The sequence below is a fragment of the Kribbella sp. NPDC023855 genome (assembly GCF_040639475.1).
Lineage (GTDB): Bacteria > Actinomycetota > Actinomycetes > Propionibacteriales > Kribbellaceae > Kribbella.
This window is the reverse complement of record NZ_JBFAAA010000002.1, coordinates 506,613-529,966: the sequence shown is the minus strand read 5'-3', so window position 1 is coordinate 529,966 and position 23,354 is coordinate 506,613. Positions and strand designations below refer to the sequence as shown.

Genomic DNA, 23,354 nt, shown 5'->3' with positions numbered 1-23,354 from the left:
CTTGCGGAGGGCAACAGATGAGGAAGAACGTGGTCAAGCAACTGGCGGTGACCGGGCTGGCGGTGGCGGCTGTTGCCGGAGTCGCGGTCGCGGCCGCCGCCGCGGCGAACAGCTCACCCAACACGCCCGCGACCGCCCAAGCCGGCGGCCCGGCCCCATCCACCCCGGCACCGCCCACAACGGGCTTGTCGACGCCGGCGCCGTCGACCGTGCGTCAGGGTAAGTCGACGCTTCCGTTGGGTGTTCCGGCTCGGCCGCAGGAGAAGCCGCTGCCGAAGGATGCGGTCAAAGCCTGCAAGGAGCTGCTGGCCGCTCAGGACCAGCCACTTCGCCCAGTCAAGGTGGCCGCCCGGCTGGACAGCGAGCCAGGCTCTGTCCTGGTGCTTGCCGATGGCAACCATTGGGCCGGTTGCAGTACGGCGTACGCGCGCCACAACGGCCAAGGCTCACTGCGGCAGCCGGCGAAGCCTGCGACGCCGTCCGTCACCGCGGAGACCTTCGCCGTGGCGAACAACCTCATCCCGGTGAAGGGCAAGGAGTACGACTACTACTGGGCCGCGGGCAGACTGCCCTCCGGTGTCGCGAAGATCGCCTACAGGTTCCCGGACGGCGTGACCACCGAGGCTGTCGTCCAGGGCGACTACTGGTTGATGCAGCACCGCGCGGCAAAGCCGTACGTCGCGGGATCCTCAGTCGCGAACCGCACGAAGATCAAGGTGACCCTCCAACGCGCAAACGGCTCGGTCCTGAAGGAGTTCCACCTGATCTGGGGCGAGCAGACCTGCGCACAGATCTCCCACGGTTGCTAACACCGGTCCGAGCCCGGACACCCGGTGGGGTCCGAGGAACCGGGGGTTCGGTTCTTCGGACCTTCGAGGTCAGCAGGCGCTGAAGCTGCCGGCGTTGATCCAGGCTTTGGAGACGTACATGCCGGCGTGGACGCGGAGCCAGATGTTGGTGGTGCCCTGGGATCCGGTGACGCTCTGCCCGGTGGTCTGGCATTCGACCGTCACCTGGGCCGACTTGCCCGCCATCCCGACGATCGAGCCGGTGGAGCTCGCGGCGTTGCGGATGTTCAGGTAGCCCGACGAGATCGAGACGGTGCCGCGGCCGCCGTCACCGGTCCACAGATAGGTCACGTCGACCCAGGCGTTGTCGGTCAGCTTCAGCGCATCCCAGAAGGTGCCGTCGGCCAGGTCGATCCCGGCCGGGTTCGCGACCGTCCGGCCGAACTGGTCCTTCCCGCCGTTGTAACCGCTCTGGTACGCCGCCTGCGCTTCCGGCCGGCCCTGCGGCAGGTCCTTCCACATCTCCCGGACGGCCGCCGGGTTCCAGTAGTCGTCCTTGGTGTTCCACGGCCCGACATCCCAGACCGGCTCGAACGCGCAGCGGCTCGCGGTGCACACCTTGACCGAGTAGTTGCCCGAGCCGTTGCTCGCCAGGCCCCGGCGTGACGGCAGCGCGACGAAGTGGTCCCGGCTGACGATCACGTGCCCGTTGGCCGTGGTACCGCCTACCAGGCCTTCGCGGGTCGCGAACACCCGCGACTTCAGCGGAGCGGCCTGGATCGCCATCCGGCTCGGGTCCGCCTGGTCGGTGGGCCGCACGCTGACGTCGCCGACCCACGGGCTGCCGCCCTGCGGTGGCGCGATCACGATGATCCTGAGCTGGACCTGGTCGCTGGCGGCCGGCAGTGCGGTCGGCTGTCCCGCCTTCCCAGGGGTCCACTCCGACCACCTGTCCTTGACCAGAGCCCGTACGTCGACCTCAGCCGTCGACCGGTCCGGCGTACCGGCGGTGTAGTCGACGACGACGGCTGAGGTTGCCGCGGCGAACTGGACCGGGGCGAGGTTCGCGATGCCGGAGCGTTGGCGAACCTCGGCCGACCCCATCGACGCAGGGGCGTCGCCGAGGATGATCCGCCGGCCATCGACGCGGACGTTGGTGGAGCCGTCGACGGGCTGGGCGGCCACGGCGACGGGGTGGACGGTACTGGCCGAGCTGGGCCCGGCCGCAATGGTGAGTGGGACGAGGGTGACGGCCGCGGCAAGACAGGCAGCGGCTCGCATCCTGGTGGTGATAGGCATGAGTACCTCCGGGGCGGTGAGGTCACCGGGCGCACACCCGGTGCGACCCAATGTGACAAACAAACCACCCTTCTGTATAGCTCGTGAATAAATTTCTTCCGATCAATCGGTGACAGAACAGAACCTAGGCGGTGACCCAGCGGGTTTAACGGGTGTGACAGAGGCAGAGGAGATTCGATGACCCGGACCGCGGACGCCGACTTCGAGCGGTTCGTGCAGGCCCAGTCGACCCAGTTGCTCCGCTTCGCGGAGATGCTGTGCGGGGATCGGCACACGGCCGAGGATCTCGTCCAGCAGGCGTTGATGCGGTCCTATCCGAAGTGGCACCGGCTGGACGGTGACCCGCTGCGCTACGTACGCCGGGTGCTGGTCAACCGGTTCCTCTCCGCGGCCCGCCGGCACTGGTCCAACGAAGTACCGAGTGATCCGGTCGACAACGACTGGGATCGCCGCGAGGTCGCCGACTTCTCCGCGGAAGTGCAGACCAGGGAGGCCGTGCTGGCCGCACTGGCCGGTCTGACCGTTCGCGAACGTGCCGTGGTCGCGCTGCGCTACTCGCAGGACCTCTCCGAGGCCGAGACCGCCGAGTTGCTCGGCATGGCCGTCGGAACTGTCAAGAGCACCGCATCGCGGGCGCTGGCCAAGTTGCGTCTGGCACCCGACCTGATGGACACCACCGTTGGAGGAAAAGCATGACCGACGAGCAGCGGGTGCGCAGCGCGCTCGAGTACGACCTGGAGCCCTGGCAGCCCGACCCGGCCGACCTGATGCGTCGCGGCCGCCGGTTTGCCTGGCTCCGCCGAGGACTGGCCGCGGCGGGCGTGACTGTCCTCGCCGGCACTGTCGCAACAGTGTCCGCCGCGGTCGGGGGACCTGGTGATGTCCGCAACCTGCTGGCCGGTGACGGCAAGCCGCCGGCACCGATCGAGGTGCCCATCGCCACCCCCACGCCGATCCCCACCTGCCTGCCAACCGTGGACGTGCCGGGCAAGGTCAAGGCCAAGGTCAAGGTGAGCGTCAAGGTCGAGGTCTCGACGAAGGTGCCGGGCAAGCCGACTCTCCCGCCGGTGCCGACGGCCACGCCGACGCTGCCAGGTAAGCCGACGCTGCCGCCGGTGCCGACCACGAAGCCGACCCTGCCGGGCAAGCCCACGCTGCCGACCGCCAACCCCACGCTGCCGGGCAAGCCGAGCCTGCCGACTGCCAAGCCGACCCTGCCGGGCAAGCCGACGCTGCCGCCAGTGCCGACGACGAAGCCGACGCTGCCGGGCAAGCCCACGCTGCCGACCGCTATCCCCACCCTGCCGGGCAAGCCAAGCCTGCCGACCTCCAATCCCACGCTGCCGGGCAAGCCGAGCCTGCCGACTGCCAAGCCGACCCTGCCGGGCCAGCCGACGCTGCCGCCAGTGCCGACTCCGTCCGTGCCGGACAAGCCGGAGCTGCCGCCCTGCGTGCAACTGCCGGAGCCGACCGCGACGCCGTCACTCCCCGGCAAGCCGGGCAAGCCGACCCTGCCGCCGGTACCGACTGCTACCCCGACCCTGCCGGGTAAGCCGAGCAAGCCGACCCTGCCCCCGCTCCCGACGGCCACACCGACCCTCCCGGGCAAGCCGACCCTCCCGCCGGTCCCGACCACCAAGCCCACCCTGCCCAAGCCGAGCTGGCCCACCGCCACCCCGACCTGGCCAGGCAAGCCCACCCCCTCGTTGCCCACCGGTTTCCCCTCCACCCACCGGTAGGTAGCCACTAGGGCCACCGGCGAGTAGAGCGATTCGACCTCTACTCGCCGGTGGTCCCATCTGCCAGTTCACGGACGATGTCCAGCTGACCGGTGTGCCGCGCGTACTCCTGCAACACGTGGAAGAGAATCCAGTTCAGCGTCGGCGCCTCGCCTTCGGTCCGGAATCGTCCACCGGCAGCGCCTTTCGCCGCCAGGTCGCCCGTCACGATCTCCCTGGTCCGCTCGCCACCCGCTCGCAACGCCGCCAGCAGCTCGTCGAGGTTGTCCCCAGGCTCAAGTCGCCAGGGCGCGTCCTCGGTTCCCGAGTCGCCCCACGGCCGCTCGACCTGCTCGGCCATGAAACCCCACCGCAGCCACCGTCGCTCCATGAAGACCAGGTGCTTCAACAGCTCCAGTGGTGACCAGCCGGATGGGAGCCGGCTGGTCAGGAGCTCCTCCTCGCTCAGACCGGCCAGCTTCCGCTCGACCGTGTCGCGGTAGTAGTCCAGCCAGGCCAGATGGAGCTCGCGGGTGTCGGCCAGTTGGTCGTCCGGCAGCATCACAGTCCTCGCAGGTACTCGGCCGTCTTGTCGTCGGCGGGGAAGAACGACTCGATCATGAGTTCCGAGACCGTCACGTCCAGCGGCGTACCGAAGGTCGCGATCGTGGTCAGCAGCGACAGCTCGTGACCGTCCCGGCGCAGTTTCATCGGTACGACGACCTCGGCCCCCGCAGCGAGTTCGGTGCGCTCGCCGCCGGGGTAGCCGCGCAGTTCGTCGTACAGGTCCTGGAGGTCGGGGTCCGCCGTGCTGGCGACCTGGCGGTGGAGGGTGGTCAGCACGCTGGTGCGGACCTCGGGGAGGTTGCTGATCCGCGTCGCCATCCCGTCGGGGTGCAGGGTCAGCCGCAGTGCGTTGAGCGGCGGTTTCAGCAGCTCGTCGGAGACCCCCTCGGTGAAGAGCGCCAAGGCGGTGTTGCCCTCGACGATGTTCCACCAGCGGTCGACGACCAGCGCCGGGTACGGCTCGTGGGCCTTGAGTAACCGCCGCAGCGCCGCCCGGATCGCCAGCATCGCGGGCGAGTGCAGCGAGGCCTCGGAGTAGATCGGTGCATAGCCGGCCGCGAGCAGCAACTGGTTGCGGTCCCGCAGCGGTACGTCGAGATGCTCGGCCAGCCGCAGCACCATCTCGCGACTCGGCTTGGAGCGGCCCGTCTCGACGAAGCTCACGTGCCGGGTGGAGACCTCCACCTGGTTGGCCAGGTCCAGTTGGCTGAGCCGGCGGCGTTCGCGCCAGCCCCGCAACAGCTCGCCCACCGGGCGCTGGAACGTCTCGTCGATCATCGCGGTCATGTCACGACCGTAACCGCTGAGGTGGTCACCCTCATTACCTGTGACGTCATCGACCGGCCCGCGATCCGGCGGCAGGCTTCTGGTCATCGAGCAGCACCGAAACCGAGGAGATACACCATGAACGCCAGCACTCTCGCCGGTCAGTACATCGCGATGTGGAACGAGACCGACGCCGAGGCCCGGGCGACTCTGATCGAGCGGATCTGGTCCGCCGACTGCGTCTACGTCGACCCGAGCTTCGAGGTCAGCGGCCACGACGGCCTGTCCAAGATGGTCGAGACCGCACACCAGATGTTCCCCGGCTTCGTCTTCTCGCTCACCGGCGAGGTCGACGAGCACCACAACCGGCTCCGCTGGTCCTGGCACCTGGCCGCCGAGGGTCAGGAGCCGGTTGCCGGTGGCACCGATGTCGCCGCCCTGGACGGCAACGGCAAGCTCGGCGAGGTGGTCGGCTTCCACGACTTCGCCCCGGCCCACGACGCGCTGGTCTAAGGGTCGGGTCAGGGTCGGTCTACGACTTTGGTCGAACCGGGCAGACCGACTGATGGGGGATGCCCGGTCACCACCTCCAGAGCTTAGTGTCGAGCTCATGGAAAAACGTTGGAAACAAGGGCTTTCCGCCGTACTGGTTGCCGCTGGCACCATCGGCGTACTGATACCGGGAACGGCGTCGGCTGCTGAGCCGGCGCCGTCGATCAAGTGGACCGCGTGCCGGCCGGGCGGCGTCGAGCAATGTGGCAAGCTGACCGTCCCGTTGGACTGGTCGAAGCCGACCGGTGCCACGACGGAGATCTACGTCGCGCGGGTCCCGGCCAAGGACCAAACGCGCAAGCTCGGCTCGCTGACCTTCAACCCCGGCGGTCCCGGTGGCGCCGGGGCCTCGATCTTCGCCGCGGGTCTGGCCGATCAGCTGTTCCCGGATTACCGCGACCGCTACGACCTGGTCAGCTTCGACCCACGCGGTACTGGCAGCAGTACTGCGCTCAACTGCGGCCCGGTCCTGCGTCCCGGCGTACCGGTCTTCCCGAAGAGCCAAGCGGAGTACGACGCGATGGTCGCATCCAGCCGCGCGACCGGGGAGAAATGTCTCAAGCAACATGGCGACCTCATGCGCAACCTGGACACCCGGACGGTCGCCCGCGACATGGACGCCATCCGGGCAGCGCTCGGCGAGGACAAACTCAACTTCATCGGCCTGTCCTACGGCTCCTACCTCGGTACGACGTACGCGCAGCTCTTCCCGCGACGCGTCGGCCGGATGGTGCTGGACGGGATCGTCGACCACGCGCAGGGCTCGAAGAGGTTCATGCTCGACGAGGCGAAGGAGATGGAGGACACCTTCGACCGCTTCGCCGAGTGGTGTGACAAGGACGCCGACTGCGCACTGCACGGGCAGGACGTCGGCGCGGTCTGGGACAAGGTGACCGCCAAGGCCGACAAGACTCCACTGCAGGTCCCCAATCACGCGCCCGTCACCGGCGACACCATGCGGATGACGCTGCCCACGCTGCTGCCGAAGACGGACTTCGTCGGTGACCCCTGGCCCGCGCTGGCCGAGGGCATTGCCCAGGCGGTGAAGGGCGACGGGTCGTTGTTCGCCTCGACGAGTTCCGTCGGCAACTACGAAACGGCGTACGCGGCCGTGTCGTGCATGGACTTCCCTGGCGAGCTGAAGGGGTACGCCGATGCGAAGGTGCGCATCGCTCGCGCCAAGGCGGTGGCGCCGCGCGTCGGTGCGGCCGTCGAGGCGTGGGTGATGGCCGCGGCTTGCTCCGGCTGGCCGGTCAAGCCGAGCAACCCGTGGCAGCGGACGCCGGTGAAGGACGCTCCACCGATCCTCATCACGTCGACCACGCACGACCCGTCGACGCCGGTCAGCAACGCTTTCGGTCTGGCTCGTCAGCTTCGCGGGAGTCGCTTGCTGGTTGCCGATGCGGTCGGGCATACGGCGTACCTCAACGCTGCTTGTGCGCGGGACGCCATCGGGAGGTTCTTGCTCAACGGGGAGCTTCCGCCGAGGCGCTCCGCCTGCTAGTTCAGGAAGGCATCGAGGATCCGGCGGCAGCGTTCCGGGTCCTCGGTGAGGCCGGCGTTGAGGCCCCAGAGCCAGTAGTCGACGGTTCGGAACACCACCCAGTTCCGCGCTCGCTCCGGCTCGAGCTCCGCCTCGCTGACGAGAGTGGCGAAGTGGTCCCGGATCTCGGCGCCGTTCGCCATCTCGTCCACGCGAGTCCAGAGAATCCGGGCCAGGTCGCAGTCGGGATCGCCTCGGTACAACACGGGATCGACCACGAGCCACGGTTCGCGGGCGCCGCGGAGTACCTGTTCGGAATGGAAGTCACCATTGGCGGTCAGGTTCGAACTGGTCTCGGCCAGCTGGGGAGCGATCGCGAGAGCCTCGGCCAGCCAGCTCGGTTCGAAGGGACGGCCGAGGCGCTGCCAGTCGGTTTCGAGCTCGGCCGCCCGGGCGCTCACGTTCGCCGCGGTCGACGGGACATCCGAGGGAGCCGGGACGGCCAGGCGTCGCATCAGCCGGCCAAGCACGACCATCGCCTCGTCGACCGGCTCGTTGAGCAGTGAACTACCGAGTCGCTCCAGGAGAAGAGCTCCGTGCGGGAGGTCGGCGTCGTACAGGCGGACCGTCCCGCGGCCGTCCCACCAACGCAGCGCATACGCCTGCCCGGCAACGTCGGGGCCGGGCAGGCTCATTCGTAGTACCAGCGGCTGCCCTGCCCGGCTGACCTGTACTGCGATCGCGTTCGACCCGTGAGCCAGCGGGCCGTCGATCTCGAGTCCCCAGCGGTCGCACTGCTGGTCGACGGCCTGGGGGAGGCCGGCCAGCCACTCTGCGCCCTCCGACCACCAGCGCGGCATCGCCAGGAAGGTCTCGGGCAGCTCGATCATTCGATCAACCGTAGTGGGTTGGTGTGTGTTTGGCCTCCCAGTTCTCGGCCGGGCGGACCATGATGTGATCCATGGGCGGACAGTGGAGGGACGGGGAATGAGCAATCTGCAGTTCGATCCGCAGGTCTCACGGCAGATCGAATCGGTCTACACCACCCCGGACGTGGTCGAGCAGCGCAGGGTGGTCCGGACCGCGCTCGCGCTCCGGCCCGGCGACCGAGTACTCGACGTCGGCGTCGGACCGGGACTGCTGGCCGCCGAGATGGCCGCCGAGGTCGGACCGGAGGGGCGAGTCTGCGGAATCGACATCAGCGACAGCATGCTGGCGATCGCGAGGACGCGCGCCAAGGTGCCGGACGGCCCGGAGATCGAGCTGGAGGTCGCGCCGGCCGGCCAGATCCCGCACGGCGCCGAGAGCTTCGACGTTGTCGTGTCCACCCAGGTCTTCGAGTACCTCGACGACGTACCGGGCGCCCTCAACGAAATCCGCCGGGTACTACGCCCTGCCGGGCGCGTGATCCTGCTGGACACCGACTGGGACTCAATCGTCTGGCGCTCCTCCGACGACGCCCGCATGGCCCGCGTCCTGACCGCCTTCGAAGAGCACCTCGAAGACCCACACCTCCCCCGAACCCTCGGCGACGCCCTCGACAAGGCCGGCTTCACGGTCACGCACCGCCAGGTGGTCCCGATGCTCAACGTCGGCTACGACGCCCGCACCTACAGCGCCGGCCTGATCGACATCGTCGAAGCCTTCGTCCCCGGCCGCGCCAAAGTCACAGAAGAAGAAGCCACCGCCTGGGCCACCGACCTCCGCAACCTCGCCAACAGCTACTTCTTCAGCCTCAACCGCTACCTCTTCGTAGCCTCAGCCCTTTAACAGATAGAAGCAGCACACAGTCCCACGCCGGCGCCGGGTGCTGTGGCTGCCGGCGGTGAGACGGCCAGGGGCGGGCGTACCGTGGGATACGCCCGCCGCCGTCGGTCGTTCTCCCGCCCCTCAGTGGGAGAACTCGCGGCTCGGTGAGCACCACCCATGCCCGAATGGGGCCGACCGAACCGCGGGACCCTCTACTCGTACCCCAGGGGCGGCGGCTCACACCCGCGATGACGGAAAACTTCACGTTCCTCGTACAAGCGGGCGTCCGGCCGGACATGGACGGATGACACTGGGCGCCCCTAACCTGAAAGGCGGTTCCGGGGCCGGGGGTGGCTGCGGGCGGTACAGGGGGAGGGGAAACGCGATGACGGACGTCTTCGACCAGGTCGACGAAGCCGACTTCGACGAAACGATTCACGGGGAAGAGCTGACCGACGCCGAGCTGGACGAGTTGGAAGCACTCGGGGCCGCGGAGGATGCCGAGCTGCTTCTCGGGTCAGCGGATGCCTGAGGCAAGGATCGTCTGGCGGGGCACGCAGCTGAACCGGCGGACCGTTGCGATGCTGATGGCCGCCGAGAAGATCTACCGGTCGCAGTTCAAGTTGCTGCAGGGCTCGTACAACAAAGGTGGCGTGGCCGCCTCGGCCGGGACGCACGACGGTGGCGGCGCGGTCGACATCGCCGTGGCGAAACAGAGTCCCGCGCAGCGCCGGGCGATCGTGCTCGCGCTGCGTCAGGTCGGGTTCGCCGCCTGGCTGCGGACGCCGGCGCAGGGGCGCTGGCCGTACCACGTGCACGCCATCGCGATCGGCGACAAGGATCTGTCCCGTGGCGCGGCGATCCAGGTCCTCGAGTACAAGCGCAAGCGCAACGGGCTGGCCAACCGGGGCAAGGACGACGGCCCGCCCGGCTTCTACGGGATGACCTGGGAGCTCTATCTCAAGGCGCACCCGGTTCCGCCCGCAGTACCGGATCATTCGATCTCGCTCGCCGCGATGGCGTATGCGCGGACGCATGACGTGATGACCGGTGAGTGGGGTGCCGATCGGGCTCGCGTGGTGGCCTGGGCGGCGCATCCGAAGGTCGGGGCGATCACCAAGGCCGAGACGGTCCCGCGGGCCGGGGTGTCCTGGCACCTGCACTTCCAGCGCGTACTACGGAAGGTGCAGCTGAAGTTCGGATTGCCGGTGACCGGGATCTTCAACGAGGGCATCGCCGCGGTGATGAAGCGCTACGGCTACACGATCACGGCCTGAGCCACCTGACCTGAGCCACCTGACCTGAGCCAACGACAAGGCCCCACCGGTAGCAGCCGGTGGGGCCTTGATTGGTCCACTACCGCCCGGCGTGAGTCGGTGCAGCTGTGGAGGTGGAGAGCGGAACCGGCGCCGATGCAGGGGTCAAGACGCCAGCTCCGCTTGTCTGTGGGTTACCTCGTGTCGACCGCCCAGACGTGGGCGTGGTGGAACTCGAGGTCCTTCTGCATCCCGACCGGCGCCCCGGCGGTGCCGAGGTGCTGCAGGGTCGGTACGACGACCGCCCGGACGTCCGTCCGCTTCACCTCGTCCAGCAGCGCGTGGAACGCGGCGGACTCGGCGGCGTCGCGCTCGGTATACACCGTGCCGAGGGTGAATCCCTCGGCGCTGGCGAAGGCCGCGAGCGAGTTCGTGGCCGCGGCCAGTTCCTCGGCGCAACCGAGTGCGTCGGCCCGGACATAGCCGAGCAGCGTCGGACGGGTGGTCATCGGGACAGGTCCCGGGCGCCGAGCGCGTCGGCGAGAACGGGCTCGCTGGTCACTCGCAGCGAGGCGAACCGGCGGCGCATGGCTTCTTCGTACTGCGCGGCCTGGTCGGCGTCGGCGGTGTGATCAGCGATCGTGGTGGCGCCGAACCAGACCCGCACGCGGCGGTGCGAGGCGGGAATCTCGATCGACTCGGTCATCGGTGGTTCCTTCGTGTTCTCGAGGGGCTGCCCGACGCTGGGCACAAGGAAAGAACACCGTAAAAAGCCGGACCCCGGAATAGACTGGCAGGGACCTTTACAAAGCCCTTACGCAGCGTGGCCGTGACCACGAAACCGCTGGTCAGAGGTGTCCTGAGCGGTCTGGCCGGAGGCCCGGCTTTATGGCCTGTCAAGAATGTTTGCAGTAATTTGCCAATAACGATTCGGTCAGCTGGAAAGCCTTTCCGGGAAGTGCTGAATTGTAGGACTTCCTGCTAACTCCGAGCGCTCATTCGGACACGGAGCGGTGACGTCCGGGCCAGCTCACGAGCAACCCGAGTGCGGCGGCTCCCAGCGGAACCAGGAGAGCGGACCGGAACCCGTCCACGGTCAGTTCGTCTCTCGCGGCGAGGACCGCGGCGACTACAGCGAGTCCCGATGCCGAGCCGAACTGGAACGACGTCGTCAGTACTCCGCTCGCCAATCCCTGCTCCTGCTCGGAGATCCCGTCGGTGGCGGCGATGGTCAGTGGTCCGTACGCGAGCGAGAACGCCAGCCCCAACAGGATCAGCGACGGCAACATGGCCGGGTAGCTCCAGTCGGTGCTCAGTGGTAGGAACAATGCGTAACCCGCTGCCGCGAAGGCGAACCCGCCGAACACGACCCGGCTGTTGCCGAACCGCTTGACCAGCCAAGGGGTCAGCGTAGGGGCGAGGATCGAGTCGATGCCGATCACCATCAGCGCGAGGCCGGTCTGGAGTTCTGTCCAGGACCGTAACTCCTGCAGATAGAGCACTCCGATGAACTGGAAGCCGGCAAACGAGCCGACCAGCAGGAACGCGCCAAGGTTCGCCCGGACGAGTGACCCGCTGCGCAGAATACCCAGCCGGATCAGCGGCGCGGAGACCCTTCGCTCGATCGCGACGAAGGCGGCCAGCAGCACCAGACCGGCAATCGCCGTACCCACTGTCTGTGTCACCGGTACGTCGGGAGCGCGAACCACCGTGGCGACCAGCAAGAGCATCGCCGCGGTCAGACTGATCGCGCCACCCAGATCCACATCGGCCAGGCCGGCACCACGGTCCCGTGCGTCCGGGGCAGCTTCGCGCGGCAACAGGGTGAGCGCTCCGGCCAGGATGAGCGCGGACATCACGACCGGTGCGAAGAAGACCCAGCGCCAGTCGATCGCCGTGAGCAGACCGCCGGCCACCATGCCGAGCGAGAAGCCGGCGGCCGCCGTACCGGCGTACACGAGCAGGGCTTTGTTTCTTTGCGGGCCCTCGGGATAGCTGGTGGTGATGATCGACAGGCCGGCCGGGGTCATGAACGCCGCGGCGACGCCGGTGACGAAGCGGGCCAGGATCAGCACCCAGCCTTCGGTCGCGAAGCCGCCGAGACCGGAGAAGACCAGGAAGACGATCAGCCAGGTGACGAACATCCGGCGCCGCCCGAACAGGTCCGCGGCCCGGCCGCCGAGCAGGACGAAACCGCCGTAGCTGAGGACGTAGGCGCTGACCACCCACTGCAGCTCGCTGGTGGACAGCCCGAGCTCGGCCCGGATCGAGGGCAGCGCGACGCCCATCATCGAGACGTCGATGCCTTCCAGGAAGATCGCGCCGCAGAGGACAAGAAGAACAGCCCAGGAGCGGCCGGTCAGCCGGTCCGGGGTGACAGTGGAATGCACGAGAACGCTCCGGTTCTTCGAAGTGAGGTCAGTTATCTCTTGTAACTGATCCCATCGTGGGGAACCATGGGGAATTGTGGAAGAAGGCACTTCAAAGGAACCGAGTTACTCCTGCTGTCCCTCCGAGGCGTTCCAGTGGGACACCCGGGAGGACTGTGAGGTCCGGCAGATCCTGGACCGGATCGGCGACAAGTGGTCCCTGCTGGTGATCGCGTTGCTCGACAACCGCACGGTGCGCTTCACCGAACTGAAGAAGACCATCGACGGGATCAGCCAGCGCATGCTCACGGTGACGCTGCGGCAGCTGGAGCGCGACGGCCTGGTCCGGCGTACGGTCCATCCGGTCGTCCCTCCCCGCGTCGACTACGAGCTCACCCCGCTCGGCGTGACGCTGCACGCGACGATCCAGTCCCTGGTCACCTGGACCGAGAAGCATCAGCAGGAGATCGCCGCTGCCCGCGCCAGCTACGACAATCGCACCGAGTTCACGGAGCAGGCTCTTTCATCCGGCTGAGCTTGGCAGGATGACCCGGTACTGCGAACAGCGTCACCGGCGCGGCCAGTACTGCGAAGCCGGCGATCACGTTGAGTGCGGTCGGCAGACCCGTCAGCGTCACGAGTAACGGCGCGGCGAGTGCTCCGATGACGACGGTGAGGGAGTCCATCGCGAAGAAGAGCGCACCGATGCGGCCGAGGAGTTCGGTCGGGGCGACTCGCTGGACGGTGGTTTCCGCGGTGATGAGCAGAATGCTCCCGGGCGTGCCGATCAAGGCTGCTGCCACGATCGCCCAGGTGACGTTGGGGGCGTTGAACAAAGCGAAGAAGGCTGCGCCGGTTGCTGCTTGAGTGGTGATCAACAGGTCGCGAGTTCCCAGCCAGGTCAGGGCTTTCGGGCTGATCGCGGCGCCCAGCAGAAAGCCGGCGCCCAGACCGGAGATCAGATAGCCGATGGTTTCCCCGGGTGCGTCGAGTCGCTCGACGGTGAAGGGGACGAGGAGCGCGGTCGCGCCGGCGTTGGCGGTCAGAAAGATGCCGTTGGCAAGCAGAATTCCTTTGAGGATCTTGCTTCGGGCAACGCCTCGGAGACCTTCTCTGAGTGCTGAGAATCCTTTATCTGGTTCACTTTTTACGGTGACTGGATGCTTGATCGTGGCAATGATTGCGGCCGCCACCAAGTAGCTGACGATGTCGACGGCGAGAACGAACTTGATCCCGGGTCCCGCCAGCAGGAGTGCGCCCAGTGGTGGCGCGGCTAGCCGGATCACACTGCCGGAGAAGGCATTCAGTGAGTTCGCTGCCGCCAGACCTTTACCAGTGCCTACGATTGCCGGGGTCAGTGCCCTTGATGCCGGTCGGAACACTGTCGTCGCCAGATTCTCAGCCAGGACGGCGATGTAGACGATCCACACGCGGTCGGCCGAATCGGCGTACAGGATCAGGGCGACCGACGCCGCGCCGGCGAGGTTGGCCAGCCACATGGCGCGCGGGAGGTTCCAGCGATCGAGGAGGACGCCGGCCCACGGTCCGACCAGCAGTGCGGGTACTGCTTCCAGTGCCACCGTGAGCCCGGTCGCGGCAGCGGATCCGGTCAGCTGGAACACGTGGACGGGGATGGCGACCACCAGCAGCCAGGATCCGAGGCCGGAGATTCCGCCGCTGATCCAGAGCCTCCGGAAGTCGCCGTTCCGCAGGATGCTCACGTCGACGGAGGCTATCTTCACGAAACACTTGTTGGCAACAGTGTTCTGTGGAGATAGTCTGCCGGTGTGGATCTGAGCGCCGAACTGAGAGATCGCCGGAAAGCGGCCCAGCGCACGATCGCCTCCGTCGCGGTCGACGCCGGCCTGTCGGTGCCGTATATCGCGAACCTCGAGAACGGTCGCGGCAACCCCACCCTCGCGGCGCTGGAGCGTCTCGCCGCCGCTCTCGGGGCGCAGCTGCAGCTCACGATCGTCGACGAGGAAGCTCCGAAGGCGTCCACGTCGGCCGACTTGGTGGCCGCCTCGTCGCGGGCGAAACGCGTCGTCGCAGAGGTCGCCACGGCTCGCGGCAGCACCAAGCGAACTGTGGAACGCCGGCTGGTCGCAACCCTCGACGCTCTCGGTGAGCTCCTTCCTGGCCCTCCGGCGGACGCCGATCTGGACCGGCTGCTGGATCTCCTGTTGCTGGCCGGGAAAAGCTGAGCGCTTGGGTGGCCGGCCCGGTTAGGGTCGAGGGGTGGAAATTGCTGCGCGGATCGCATCCGCTCAATTGCAGGGCCTGACCAGGACGAGGCGACAGGTCGTGGCAGGGCCGCTCGCCGGGATGCTGCACGACGAGGACGTCTGGTACCTGTCCTGCGGCGTCGCCGCCGAGCCGGGGGCGCCGTTCGACCCCGAAGAAGTGCCCTGGGCGCTGGAAACGATCCGGAAAGCCTTCGCAGCGGAGGGTCGCTGGCTGAGCGTGGAGCTGATCGAGGAAGCCAGCCCCGGCCTGGCCGAGGTACTGGCGGCGAACGGTATGACGATCGTCTCGCGTCCGCCCCTGCTGGTGGTCGAACCCGCGGACCTCAAGGTGCCCGACCTGCCGGCGGGCGTCACCGCGTCGGTTGTCACCTCACCTGAAGAGCAAGCGCTGGTGGACGCGGTCGCCGCTGACGCGTATGAGATCGAAGGCATGGCGACGCCCTTCAAGCCGGACCCGGTCGACGGGGCCAGCGTGCTGATCCGCAAGGACGGCGTACCGGTTGCTTCCGCCGTGTGGACGGCAGTTGCGGATGGCGTGACCGAGGTGGCTGGTGTGGGGACGGTGCACTCCCACCGCCGACAGGGTCTCGGCGCAATCGCAACGGCGTACGCGACGCAGCAAGCCTTCGAGCTCGGCGGAGCAACCCTCGCCTGGCTGACCCCCGGCGACGACGGCGCCGACCGCGTCTACCGCCGCATCGGCTTCGAACCCAAAGCAAACGCAGTACATCTCGGCGACCCCGGCGGCCACCTCTCCGACCTGCGCTAGCCCCACTACCTCAATGTCTTGGTGAACATCAGCGTCGCGCTGTCGTCCAGGCGCACTGTTTCGCCTGGCGGCACCGGCCGCCAGGCGTACATCAGACCGCGGCCGTCCGGCAGGTAGCCGCGGCGCAGCGCCATGGTCGTACGGCGGATCTTCCCCCAGCCCAGGCGCGCATACGCGGCGCCCATGACGGCCGGGTCCTCGTCGAGCATCGCCCTGATCTGCAGGTCGTCCATCATCGATCCTCCGCTGTCGGCGACGTCGCCTGGCCCAGGCGCAACTTACTCCGCGGCCTCCCGTCAGGCGACCGAATTGCGATCCCGCGCTGGGTGGGGTGCCGGACGGGGCTACTCGGTGAGGAGGAGACGGCGGAGGGTGGTGTGCAAGGTGGGCGTGGACTTGCGGGGTGCGAGGTTGGCTGCGGTGTGGGAGAGGGCGATGGTGGCGTCGGCCAGCCAGGTCGCGGGGAGGGCTTTGGTGAACTCGCCGTTGCGTTGGCCGCGGCGGATCGTCTTGGTCAGCAGGTCGTTGATCGGCTGGTGGCGTTGTGGATCGCCGCTCGCGGCCGCCGGGTAGAGCTGCACCGGGTGTCGCTCGAAGAAGGTTTGGCCGGTGTCGATGAGGAGCAGCAGCGCGTCCATCGCCGTACCGGTCTCCAGGTCCAGTTGTTCGTACTCCGCCAGGAGTTCGGTCGTGAGGTGGTCCGCGACCGCGATCAGCAACGCGTCGCGCGAGGGGAAGTGCGCGTAGACGGTTTGCCGGGTGACACCGGCGGCTGTCGCGATGTTCTCGACGCTCGCCTCTGGGTTTTCGGCCAGGACGGAGATCGCGGCCTGCAGGGTCGCCGTCCGGCTGCGGTCGGCGTCCGCTCGGCGTCGGCGGGTGGGTCGACCGGCTGGCTGATTTATCTCTGTCACCTTGTCAAGGTTAGCGGACGTGGTTATCTTTGACAGACTGTAAGAGGTAAGAGGAGGGGTGATGAGCCGGACAGCCGAGAGGTTTGTCGAGGAGTTCTACAACTCGTTCACCAGCGAGATGCTGGCGGCGGACGAGCCGGCTGAGGTCGTCGACCGGTACTACGCGGCCGACGTGCTGCAGGTCGCCGATGGCATCGAGATCGACCGCGACAAGCTGATCGCTCATCTGCGGCCTGTACGGAAGAACCTTGTCAGCTGGCGCTATGAGGTGCACGAGGCGTTGCTGGAGCGGGAGAAGCTGGCCGCGCGGTTCACTATCCATGCTCAACTGCGGAAGGGGCGGATGGTCTCGACCGAGGTCTACCTGTTCGGAGAGCTGACGCCGGACGGCCGTCTCCGGCGGTCCACACAGCTGACCCGCGACGTCACCCCGGAAGCAGTCGCAGGATGACGAGCCAGGAATTCCAGGTGCTCGGGATGACCTGCGGCCACTGCGTCACCTTCGTAACCGAAGGACTTGAGCGCCTGCCCGGGGTGACCGCAGTAGCTGTGGATCTGTCAGCCGGAACCGTCACGCTGACAAGCGAAAAGGAGCTCGGCTTGCCGCAAATACAAACAGCATTAGAAGAAGCCGGCTACGAACTGGCGGATCACCCGGAAGGCAAGACGCGAGCCTCGTCCGGCCCCGCGAAGCCGACCAACGGATCCGGCCGGCAACCCTGAGGGCTACCGGCCGGGTGTAGTACGAGAGTCACCGAATCGTGGAGCCGGGCCAGCGGAGGCGCTGGCCCGGCGTAGTACCCGAAGCTCTGACCCACCGAGCCGGGTCGGCGGGAGGTGCTGGGTGGAAGTGGGTTAGCGGACGGTGAAGCCGGCCTTGCGGAAGGCGTCGGCTAGGGAGCCTTCGTCCATGGGGACTTCCTTGGCCGGTGGGGTGGAGGCGCCCTGTCGGCCGCGACCTTGGCCGCCGCCGGGGCCGCGACCTCCGCCACCGGGACCGCGACCGCCACCAGGCCCGCGGCCGCCCGAACCGCCGGAACCGCCAGGGGCGCCGCTGCGGGCCGAGCGGCCTTCGCCGGGGCGGCCGCCGGAGGTGGGGGCGCCTGGTTCGTCGTCGAGGCGCAGAGTCAGGGAGATGCGCTGGCGGGGGATGTCGACCTCGAGGACCTTGACCTTGACGATGTCGCCGGGCTTGACCACCTCGCGGGGGTCCTTCACGTAGTTCTTCGACAGGGCCGACACGTGCGCCAGACCGTCCTGGTGGACGCCGATGTCGATGAACGCTCCGAAGGCCGCCACGTTGGTGACCTGACCCTCCAGCCGCATCCCCGGCTTGAGGTCGCCGATCTTGTCGACGCCCTCGGCGAAGGTCGCGGTCTTGAAGGCAGGCCGCGGGTCACGGCCGGGCTTCTCCAGCTCGGCCAGGATGTCGGTCACCGTCGGCAGACCGAACATGTCGTCGACGTAGTCCGCTGCGTTCAGCTTCTTCAGCAGTGGCGAGCCGATCAGCGACTTCAGGTCGGTCTTGGTGGAGTCGAGGATGCGCCGCACCACCGGGTACGCCTCCGGGTGCACGCTGGACGAGTCCAGCGGGTCCGCGCCATCGGGGATGCGGAGGAAGCCGGCCGCCTGCTCGAACGCCTTCGGGCCGAGCCGCGGCACCTCCTTCAAGGCGGTCCGCGACTTGAACGGGCCGTTCTGGTCGCGGTGGATGACGATGTTCTCCGCGAGCCCGGGGGTGATACCGGAGACGCGGGTCAGCAGCGGCGCGGAGGCGGTGTTGAGGTCGACGCCGACCGCGTTCACACAGTCTTCGACGACCGCGTCCAGCGACCTGGACAGCGAGCTCTCCGGCAGATCGTGCTGGTACTGCCCGACGCCGATCGACTTCGGGTCGATCTTCACCAGCTCGGCCAGCGGGTCCTGCAGCCGGCGCGCGATCGAGACGGCGCCACGCAGCGAGACGTCCATCCCGGGCAGCTCGGCCGAGGCGAACGCGGACGCGGAGTACACCGATGCGCCCGCCTCCGACACGACCGCCTTGGTCAGCTTCAGCTCCGGGTGCTTGGCGATCAGCTCGGCGGCCAGCTTGTCCGTCTCGCGGGAGGCCGTACCGTTGCCGATGGCAATCAAGTCGACCTTGTGTGCGGCGGCCAGCGCGGCCAGGGTCGCGATCGACCGGTCCCACTGGTTCTGCGGGACGTGCGGGTAGATCACGCCGGTCGACACCACCTTGCCGGTCGCGTCGACGACGGCCACCTTCACACCGGTCCGGAAGCCCGGGTCGAGTCCCATCGTGGCGCGGGTGCCCGCGGGGGCCGCGAGCAGCAGGTCGCGCAGGTTCGCCGCGAAGACGCGGACCGCCTCGTCCTCGGCGGACTGCCGCAGCCGCGTGCGCAGGTCGATGCCCAGGTGCACCAGGATCTTCGTCCGCCAGGCCCAGCGGACCGTCTCGATCAGCCACTGGTCGGCCGGACGGCCCTTGTTCTCCACGCCGACCTTGCGGGCGATGGTTGCCTCGTACTCCGTCGGACCCTCCGGTGCCTCGACGCCGGCCGGCTCGGGCTCGACGGTCAGCGACAGCACCTCTTCCTTCTCGCCGCGGAACATCGCCAGGATCCGGTGCGACGGCATCTTCGTGAACGGCTCGTCGAAGTCGAAGTAGTCCGAGAACTTCGCGCCCTCGGTCTCCTTGCCCTCGCGCACCTTCGACGCCAGCCGGCCGCGGGTCCACAGCCGCTCGCGCAGCTCGCCGATCAGGTCGGCGTCCTCGGCGAACCGCTCGACCAAGATCGCGCGGGCGCCGTCCAGCGCGGCCTGCGGGTCGGCCACCTGGTCGTTCACGAACAACGTCGCGGCGGCCAGCGGCGGCACGCTCGGGTCGGACAGCAGCCCGTCGGCGAGCGGCTCCAGCCCGGCCTCGCGGGCGATCATCGCCTTGGTCCGGCGCTTCGGCTTGAACGGCAGGTAGATGTCCTCCAGCCGCGACTTGGTCTCCGCGGCGAGGATCGACGCCTTCAGCGCGTCGTCCAGCTTGCCCTGGCTCTCGATCGACTCGAGCACGGTCTGCCGCCGCTCTTCAAGCTCACGCAGGTACCGCAGGCGCTCCTCGAGGGTGCGCAGCTGAGCGTCGTCGAGCTCGCCGGTGACCTCCTTGCGGTACCGCGCGATGAACGGAACCGTTGAGCCCTCGTCCAGCAGCCCGACGGCTGCCCGCACCTGGTTCACACCGACTTCCAGCTCGTCCGCGATCCTCTGCTCGACCGACTGCAATGCCACTGTCCCGCATCCCCTCTACATCCGATGACAGACGAGCATTCTGCCCCGCTCGCCGCATCGCACATCCTTCCCTATCCCCCGGACAGAAGACGACCGCCGCCCCCACCCTGTGGACAACCACCCCGATTCCAGTACTACGCACCGCCCGCCGGCATGCCGACGGGCGGTGGTGAGGTGAGGAACCGCGGTGCTGCGCATGCGGACGCGCCCGGCGGTTTGGCCGGGCGCGTCGCGGTCGTAGTACTGGTCAGGCGGCTTCGAGGACTGCCTCGGTGTCGGCCTGGGTCTCGGTGGCGCGGGTCGGGCGCATCACGGTGCAGGCGATGACTACGGCGGCTGCTACCAGGAGGCCGGCGATGGCGAAGGAGAGGTGGTAGCCGCTGGTCAGAGAGTCGAGGGTCGGCTTGCCGGCTTCGGCGAGGGACTCGGTGCGGGTTGCGGCCAGCGTGGCCAGGACCGCCAGGCCGAGTGCGGCGCCGACCTCGGCCGTGGTGCCCATCAGGCCGGAGGCCAGACCTGCGTCCTCGGGCTTCACATCGGCCATTCCCAGGCCCATCAGCGCGGGGAAGCAAACGCCGCCGCCCAGGCCCAGCAGGAGCAGCACCGGCATCACGTGGATGAAGTAGTTGCCGTTGACCGGCGCCTGGGTGAACAGCGCCAGCCCGATGGCGATCAGGACCAGTCCGCCGATCAGCGGCCGACGGGCGCCGAAGCGCATCACGAGCTTCTCGGAGTACCGGACCGACAGCAGCCCCATCACGACCGTGGTCGGCAGGAAGGCCAGGCCGATCTCCAGGGCGTCGTACCCGAGAACGCGCTGCAGGTAGAGCGAGCCGAGGAAGAAGATGCCGAACATTCCGGCGGCGGACAGCGCCTGGATCAGGTTGGCGCCGGTCAGCGTGCGGGACTTGAAGATCCGCAGCGGGACCAGCGGGTTGGCGGCGGTCGCCTCGCGGACGATGAAGCAGGCCAGCAGGGTCAGCGTCAGCAGGCTGAGCGCGATCGTCCGCGGCGCGGTCCAGCCGAGCTCGGCGGCCGGCTTCACGATGGTGAAGACGCCGACCATCAGCGCCGAGGTGATCAGCACCGCACCCGGTACGTCGGTACCGCGGCCGAAGCCGATGCCCTTGTCCTTCTCGATCACCTTGAGGGCCACGACCACGGTGGCGACGCCGATCGGCAGGTTCACGAAGAAGATCCAGTGCCAGCTGATCGCCTGGGTCAGCACACCACCGGCGAGCAGACCGATCGAGCCACCGGCCGAAGCGACGAAGGCGTAGACGCCGATCGCCTTGGCCTGCTCGCGCGGTTCGGGGAACAGCGTCACGATCATGCCGAGGATGACGGCCGAGGTCAGCGCGCCGCCGATGCCTTGCAGGAAGCGGGCCGCGACCAGGACCTCGGCCGACGACGCGAGTCCGCACAGGACGGAGGCGACGGTGAAGACGAGCAGGCCGCTGACGAAGATGGTCCGGCGGCCGAGCAGGTCGCCGAGCCGGCCGGCCAGCAGGAGCAGGCCACCGAAGGCGATCAGGTAGGCGTTCACGACCCAGGCGAGGCTGGCGCTGGTGAAGCCGAGGTCGTCCTGGATGGCGGGCAGCGCCACGTTCACGATCGTCACGTCGAGCACGATCATCAACATGCCCGCGCAGAGGATGTAGAGCGCGAGCCAGCGCGACCGGCCGCCGCCCTGCGTGGCCGGCGTCTCCGCCAGGGTGTCGGTCGTCGCGTGCATCTGAGTTCTCCTTCTGGTCCGGTGGGGCCTTACACCTCTACGTCGAACCAGCGGGAGTCAGATTGACACGTCCGGAGAAGTTTTTTCTGGCGCCTTCGTCCGGGTCCGCGAGATCCAGTAGCCGATCAGCGCCGGGACCAGCCCGGAACCGATCGCGAACAGGGTCGGCAGCTGGGAAACCAGCGCGAACCAGGTGAGCAGCGCGACCACCCCGCCGGCGACGGCCAGCGACCGGCGCAGCAGGAAGAGGTTGGCGTCGCGGAACAGGCTTTTCGGCGTACTGTCCGCTGCTACGGAGGGCAGTACGGCGAGTGCGCTGAGGTAGAGCCCGATGATCATCCCGGTCAGCGGGATCAGGATCGCCAGCGCGACGATCCGGACCGGGCCGTTCGTGTTCGCCCAGAAGAACAGGCCGAACGCGAGCGCGAGGCTGCCGAAGTACAGGGCCAGGCCGGTCAGCCAGAACCGCGGGAAGGCCCACTTGAACTGGCCGAAGAACCGGCGCAGCAGCTGGGGATGGTCCTGGCTGAGCGCGTCCGGCAGGACCCGCTGGAGCGCGAAGGCCGCCGGGTACAGCGTGACGACGCCGAGGCTGAGGACGAGGAAGACGATCTGCAGCATGAGCAGGTCGCCGATCACCGTCAGCTTCGACAGGACAGCGTTGGTCCGGCCACTGTTATCGCTCACATAGGCTCCCTGGGAGTCGGCGCCGGCCTGCGCTTGATCATATGATCACAAACACTCAGGCCCGGATCACAATCCCCGGAGGACCCGCGTGCTTGCATCGGAACGCCACGAGCAGATCCTGCGCAGCCTGCGCCGGCACGGGAGGTTGCGGGTCGGCGATCTGGCGGCCGAGCTGGGCGTGTCCGCGATCACAGTACGCCGCGACCTCGGCGAGCTCGACTCGGCCGGACTCCTGCGCCGGGTGCACGGCGGCGCGGTCGGCATCAGCCCGGCGGCCGCGCCCAGCAGCCAGGGGAGCCAGCTCACCATCGGCATCGTCGTACCGAGCTCGACCTTCTACTACACCTCCGTGATCCGCGGCGCCGAGGAAACGGCGGCCCGGTACGGCGCCCGCCTGGTGCTCGGGGTCTCCGGGTACGACGTGGCCGTCGAGCAGGAGCGGATCGAGAAGGTGCTCGGCATCGGGGTGGCCGGCCTGCTGCTCAGCACCGCGCTGGGTGACGATCGAGCGGCCGAGATCAGCAAGACGCTGGACGCGATCGACGTACCGGTCGTGCTGATGGAGCGAGCCTTCGGGTTTCCGCATGTGGAGCGCGAGTACGACCACGTCCGGACGGATCACGCGTACGGCGCGATGCTCGCGCTGCGCCATCTCGTCTCGCTCGGGCATCGCCGGATCGGGATCAACCTGGACGCCAGCGTCACGGCGTACTGGCTCCGGCAGGGCATCGAGCAGGCGGCCGAGGTGCTCGACGTCGACCTGTTCATCTCCACGACCGAGCTGCCCGCACATGGGGCCGACCCGGCGACACTGGCCCAGCACGACGCGTTCCTGGCCGAGTGCGACGCGTTCGGAGCCCGAGCCGTCCTGATCCACTCCGACGAGCACGCCGCCCGCCTGACCGAACGAGCACTGGAGGCGGGGGTCCGCATCCCCGATGACTTGGCCGTGGTCGCCTACAACGACGAGACGGCCGCCCTGGCCGTCGTCCCCCTGACGGCGGTCTCCCCACCCAAACCCCTACTCGGCGAAACCGCCTGCGAACTACTCCTCCACAAACTCAACTCCGCCCCCGCCCCCATCCAGCACCTCTCCCTCCTCCCCGACCTCCGAATCCGCTCCTCCTCCGGCACACCCCCCGCTTCCGCCTGACCCGAAGCCGCCGCGCCACGGTTAG

At 68.3% G+C, this 23,354-nt stretch carries 27 protein-coding genes; 14 read left to right on the top strand and 13 right to left on the bottom strand.

Going from position 1 to position 23,354, the window contains the following annotated elements:
* The first annotated feature begins 17 nt into the window (after positions 1-17).
* Positions 18-809: a hypothetical protein gene (locus AB0F51_RS08235; protein ID WP_360275913.1), complete on the top strand. Its 792-nt coding sequence runs from the start codon at positions 18-20 to the stop codon at positions 807-809.
* Positions 810-878: 69 nt separating this feature from the next.
* Here AB0F51_RS08235 and AB0F51_RS08230 read toward each other — a convergent pair whose 3' ends face one another.
* On the bottom strand, positions 879-2,087 hold the full coding sequence (locus AB0F51_RS08230; RefSeq protein WP_360275910.1) for a hypothetical protein: 1,209 nt from the start codon (positions 2,085-2,087) through the stop codon (positions 879-881).
* A 177-nt stretch (positions 2,088-2,264) separates the two neighbouring features.
* On the opposite strand from AB0F51_RS08230, the gene AB0F51_RS08225 reads away from it, so the two are divergent.
* Both AB0F51_RS08225 and AB0F51_RS08220 read left to right on the top strand, forming a co-directional pair.
* Positions 2,265-2,783, top strand: a complete 519-nt coding sequence (locus tag AB0F51_RS08225; protein ID WP_360275908.1) for a SigE family RNA polymerase sigma factor — start codon at positions 2,265-2,267, stop codon at positions 2,781-2,783.
* Positions 2,780-3,826: a hypothetical protein gene (locus AB0F51_RS08220; RefSeq protein ID WP_360275905.1), complete on the top strand. Its 1,047-nt coding sequence runs from the start codon at positions 2,780-2,782 to the stop codon at positions 3,824-3,826. Before AB0F51_RS08225 ends, AB0F51_RS08220 begins: the two co-directional genes overlap by 4 nt.
* A 40-nt stretch (positions 3,827-3,866) precedes the next feature.
* On the opposite strand, the gene AB0F51_RS08215 is transcribed toward AB0F51_RS08220, so the two are convergent.
* Entirely contained in the window at positions 3,867-4,367 is a 501-nt protein-coding gene (locus AB0F51_RS08215; protein ID WP_360275902.1) for a DinB family protein, read from the bottom strand.
* Positions 4,367-5,158, bottom strand: coding sequence for a helix-turn-helix transcriptional regulator (locus AB0F51_RS08210; protein ID WP_360275899.1), 792 nt, complete (start codon positions 5,156-5,158; stop codon positions 4,367-4,369). The genes AB0F51_RS08215 and AB0F51_RS08210 overlap by 1 nt, the downstream gene beginning before the upstream one ends.
* A gap of 117 nt (positions 5,159-5,275) precedes the next feature.
* On the opposite strand from AB0F51_RS08210, the gene AB0F51_RS08205 reads away from it, so the two are divergent.
* Both AB0F51_RS08205 and AB0F51_RS08200 read left to right on the top strand, forming a co-directional pair.
* Complete coding sequence (locus tag AB0F51_RS08205) at positions 5,276-5,650, top strand: nuclear transport factor 2 family protein (protein ID WP_360275897.1); 375 nt, start codon at positions 5,276-5,278, stop codon at positions 5,648-5,650.
* Between the two features lie 97 nt (positions 5,651-5,747).
* Positions 5,748-7,193: an alpha/beta hydrolase gene (locus AB0F51_RS08200; RefSeq protein ID WP_360275894.1), complete on the top strand. Its 1,446-nt coding sequence runs from the start codon at positions 5,748-5,750 to the stop codon at positions 7,191-7,193.
* Here the strand turns inward: AB0F51_RS08200 and AB0F51_RS08195 are convergent.
* Positions 7,190-8,062, bottom strand: coding sequence for an aminoglycoside phosphotransferase family protein (locus AB0F51_RS08195; protein WP_360275891.1), 873 nt, complete (start codon positions 8,060-8,062; stop codon positions 7,190-7,192). The two genes, AB0F51_RS08200 and AB0F51_RS08195, sit on opposite strands and share 4 nt — an antisense overlap.
* A 97-nt stretch (positions 8,063-8,159) precedes the next feature.
* Here AB0F51_RS08195 and AB0F51_RS08190 point away from each other — a divergent pair, with 97 nt between their 5' ends.
* The 3 genes from AB0F51_RS08190 to AB0F51_RS08180 all read left to right on the top strand — a co-directional run bounded on the left by AB0F51_RS08190 (position 8,160) and on the right by AB0F51_RS08180 (position 10,198).
* On the top strand, positions 8,160-8,942 hold the full coding sequence (locus AB0F51_RS08190) for a methyltransferase domain-containing protein (protein WP_360275888.1): 783 nt from the start codon (positions 8,160-8,162) through the stop codon (positions 8,940-8,942).
* Between the two features lie 364 nt (positions 8,943-9,306).
* A complete protein-coding gene (locus AB0F51_RS08185; protein WP_360275885.1) occupies positions 9,307-9,453 on the top strand; it encodes a hypothetical protein in 147 nt (48 codons plus the stop codon).
* Entirely contained in the window at positions 9,446-10,198 is a 753-nt protein-coding gene (locus tag AB0F51_RS08180) for a hypothetical protein (RefSeq protein ID WP_360275882.1), read from the top strand. Before AB0F51_RS08185 ends, AB0F51_RS08180 begins: the two co-directional genes overlap by 8 nt.
* A 173-nt stretch (positions 10,199-10,371) precedes the next feature.
* On the opposite strand, the gene AB0F51_RS08175 is transcribed toward AB0F51_RS08180, so the two are convergent.
* The 3 genes from AB0F51_RS08175 to AB0F51_RS08165 all read right to left on the bottom strand — a co-directional run bounded on the left by AB0F51_RS08175 (position 10,372) and on the right by AB0F51_RS08165 (position 12,567).
* On the bottom strand, positions 10,372-10,686 hold the full coding sequence (locus AB0F51_RS08175) for a hypothetical protein (protein WP_360275879.1): 315 nt from the start codon (positions 10,684-10,686) through the stop codon (positions 10,372-10,374).
* Positions 10,683-10,883: a hypothetical protein gene (locus tag AB0F51_RS08170; protein ID WP_360275876.1), complete on the bottom strand. Its 201-nt coding sequence runs from the start codon at positions 10,881-10,883 to the stop codon at positions 10,683-10,685. Before AB0F51_RS08170 ends, AB0F51_RS08175 begins: the two co-directional genes overlap by 4 nt.
* Before the next feature lie 289 nt (positions 10,884-11,172).
* Entirely contained in the window at positions 11,173-12,567 is a 1,395-nt protein-coding gene (locus AB0F51_RS08165) for an MFS transporter (RefSeq protein WP_360275873.1), read from the bottom strand.
* 76 nt (positions 12,568-12,643) lie between these two features.
* Between AB0F51_RS08165 and AB0F51_RS08160 the strand changes: the two genes are divergently transcribed.
* Positions 12,644-13,081, top strand: coding sequence for a helix-turn-helix domain-containing protein (locus AB0F51_RS08160; RefSeq protein WP_360275870.1), 438 nt, complete (start codon positions 12,644-12,646; stop codon positions 13,079-13,081).
* On the opposite strand, the gene AB0F51_RS08155 is transcribed toward AB0F51_RS08160, so the two are convergent.
* Complete coding sequence (locus AB0F51_RS08155; protein WP_360275867.1) at positions 13,053-14,267, bottom strand: MFS transporter; 1,215 nt, start codon at positions 14,265-14,267, stop codon at positions 13,053-13,055. The genes AB0F51_RS08160 and AB0F51_RS08155 overlap by 29 nt on opposite strands.
* A gap of 66 nt (positions 14,268-14,333) precedes the next feature.
* Here AB0F51_RS08155 and AB0F51_RS08150 point away from each other — a divergent pair, with 66 nt between their 5' ends.
* Both AB0F51_RS08150 and AB0F51_RS08145 read left to right on the top strand, forming a co-directional pair.
* Positions 14,334-14,750, top strand: coding sequence for a helix-turn-helix transcriptional regulator (locus AB0F51_RS08150; RefSeq protein WP_360275864.1), 417 nt, complete (start codon positions 14,334-14,336; stop codon positions 14,748-14,750).
* A gap of 34 nt (positions 14,751-14,784) precedes the next feature.
* Positions 14,785-15,561: a GNAT family N-acetyltransferase gene (locus AB0F51_RS08145; RefSeq protein ID WP_360275862.1), complete on the top strand. Its 777-nt coding sequence runs from the start codon at positions 14,785-14,787 to the stop codon at positions 15,559-15,561.
* A 5-nt stretch (positions 15,562-15,566) separates the two neighbouring features.
* Here AB0F51_RS08145 and AB0F51_RS08140 read toward each other — a convergent pair whose 3' ends face one another.
* Both AB0F51_RS08140 and AB0F51_RS08135 read right to left on the bottom strand, forming a co-directional pair.
* Positions 15,567-15,797: a hypothetical protein gene (locus AB0F51_RS08140; RefSeq protein WP_360275859.1), complete on the bottom strand. Its 231-nt coding sequence runs from the start codon at positions 15,795-15,797 to the stop codon at positions 15,567-15,569.
* A 108-nt stretch (positions 15,798-15,905) separates the two neighbouring features.
* Complete coding sequence (locus tag AB0F51_RS08135; RefSeq protein WP_360275857.1) at positions 15,906-16,475, bottom strand: TetR/AcrR family transcriptional regulator; 570 nt, start codon at positions 16,473-16,475, stop codon at positions 15,906-15,908.
* Between the two features lie 61 nt (positions 16,476-16,536).
* On the opposite strand from AB0F51_RS08135, the gene AB0F51_RS08130 reads away from it, so the two are divergent.
* Together AB0F51_RS08130 and AB0F51_RS08125 are read left to right on the top strand one after the other, a co-directional pair.
* Positions 16,537-16,926: a nuclear transport factor 2 family protein gene (locus AB0F51_RS08130; RefSeq protein WP_360275854.1), complete on the top strand. Its 390-nt coding sequence runs from the start codon at positions 16,537-16,539 to the stop codon at positions 16,924-16,926.
* Positions 16,923-17,198, top strand: a complete 276-nt coding sequence (locus AB0F51_RS08125) for a heavy metal-associated domain-containing protein (RefSeq protein ID WP_360275851.1) — start codon at positions 16,923-16,925, stop codon at positions 17,196-17,198. Before AB0F51_RS08130 ends, AB0F51_RS08125 begins: the two co-directional genes overlap by 4 nt.
* A gap of 132 nt (positions 17,199-17,330) precedes the next feature.
* Here the strand turns inward: AB0F51_RS08125 and AB0F51_RS08120 are convergent, their stop codons facing one another.
* The 3 genes from AB0F51_RS08120 to AB0F51_RS08110 all read right to left on the bottom strand — a co-directional run bounded on the left by AB0F51_RS08120 (position 17,331) and on the right by AB0F51_RS08110 (position 22,176).
* Positions 17,331-19,754: a Tex family protein gene (locus AB0F51_RS08120; RefSeq protein ID WP_360275848.1), complete on the bottom strand. Its 2,424-nt coding sequence runs from the start codon at positions 19,752-19,754 to the stop codon at positions 17,331-17,333.
* A 247-nt stretch (positions 19,755-20,001) separates the two neighbouring features.
* A complete protein-coding gene (locus AB0F51_RS08115; RefSeq protein ID WP_360275846.1) occupies positions 20,002-21,489 on the bottom strand; it encodes a DHA2 family efflux MFS transporter permease subunit in 1,488 nt (495 codons plus the stop codon).
* Between the two features lie 57 nt (positions 21,490-21,546).
* Positions 21,547-22,176: a DUF624 domain-containing protein gene (locus AB0F51_RS08110; RefSeq protein WP_360275843.1), complete on the bottom strand. Its 630-nt coding sequence runs from the start codon at positions 22,174-22,176 to the stop codon at positions 21,547-21,549.
* Positions 22,177-22,264: 88 nt separating this feature from the next.
* Between AB0F51_RS08110 and AB0F51_RS08105 the strand changes: the two genes are divergently transcribed.
* A complete protein-coding gene (locus tag AB0F51_RS08105; RefSeq protein ID WP_360275840.1) occupies positions 22,265-23,329 on the top strand; it encodes a LacI family DNA-binding transcriptional regulator in 1,065 nt (354 codons plus the stop codon).
* Positions 23,330-23,354 lie beyond the last annotated feature (25 nt).

Excerpts from the sequence above, each read along its gene's own strand:
- AB0F51_RS08235 (WP_360275913.1), top strand. The coding sequence starts at position 18 with ATGAGGAAGAACGTGGTCAAGCAACTGGCGGTGACCGGGCTGGCGGTG.
- AB0F51_RS08230 (WP_360275910.1), bottom strand. The coding sequence starts at position 2,087 with ATGCCTATCACCACCAGGATGCGAGCCGCTGCCTGTCTTGCCGCGGCC.
- AB0F51_RS08225 (WP_360275908.1), top strand. The coding sequence starts at position 2,265 with ATGACCCGGACCGCGGACGCCGACTTCGAGCGGTTCGTGCAGGCCCAG.
- AB0F51_RS08220 (WP_360275905.1), top strand. The coding sequence starts at position 2,780 with ATGACCGACGAGCAGCGGGTGCGCAGCGCGCTCGAGTACGACCTGGAG.
- AB0F51_RS08215 (WP_360275902.1), bottom strand. The coding sequence starts at position 4,367 with ATGCTGCCGGACGACCAACTGGCCGACACCCGCGAGCTCCATCTGGCC.
- AB0F51_RS08210 (WP_360275899.1), bottom strand. The coding sequence starts at position 5,158 with ATGACCGCGATGATCGACGAGACGTTCCAGCGCCCGGTGGGCGAGCTG.
- AB0F51_RS08205 (WP_360275897.1), top strand. The coding sequence starts at position 5,276 with ATGAACGCCAGCACTCTCGCCGGTCAGTACATCGCGATGTGGAACGAG.
- AB0F51_RS08200 (WP_360275894.1), top strand. The coding sequence starts at position 5,748 with ATGGAAAAACGTTGGAAACAAGGGCTTTCCGCCGTACTGGTTGCCGCT.
- AB0F51_RS08195 (WP_360275891.1), bottom strand. The coding sequence starts at position 8,062 with ATGATCGAGCTGCCCGAGACCTTCCTGGCGATGCCGCGCTGGTGGTCG.
- AB0F51_RS08190 (WP_360275888.1), top strand. The coding sequence starts at position 8,160 with ATGAGCAATCTGCAGTTCGATCCGCAGGTCTCACGGCAGATCGAATCG.
- AB0F51_RS08185 (WP_360275885.1), top strand. The coding sequence starts at position 9,307 with ATGACGGACGTCTTCGACCAGGTCGACGAAGCCGACTTCGACGAAACG.
- AB0F51_RS08180 (WP_360275882.1), top strand. The coding sequence starts at position 9,446 with ATGCCTGAGGCAAGGATCGTCTGGCGGGGCACGCAGCTGAACCGGCGG.
- AB0F51_RS08175 (WP_360275879.1), bottom strand. The coding sequence starts at position 10,686 with ATGACCACCCGTCCGACGCTGCTCGGCTATGTCCGGGCCGACGCACTC.
- AB0F51_RS08170 (WP_360275876.1), bottom strand. The coding sequence starts at position 10,883 with ATGACCGAGTCGATCGAGATTCCCGCCTCGCACCGCCGCGTGCGGGTC.
- AB0F51_RS08140 (WP_360275859.1), bottom strand. The coding sequence starts at position 15,797 with ATGATGGACGACCTGCAGATCAGGGCGATGCTCGACGAGGACCCGGCC.
- AB0F51_RS08130 (WP_360275854.1), top strand. The coding sequence starts at position 16,537 with ATGAGCCGGACAGCCGAGAGGTTTGTCGAGGAGTTCTACAACTCGTTC.
- AB0F51_RS08125 (WP_360275851.1), top strand. The coding sequence starts at position 16,923 with ATGACGAGCCAGGAATTCCAGGTGCTCGGGATGACCTGCGGCCACTGC.
- AB0F51_RS08115 (WP_360275846.1), bottom strand. The coding sequence starts at position 21,489 with ATGCACGCGACGACCGACACCCTGGCGGAGACGCCGGCCACGCAGGGC.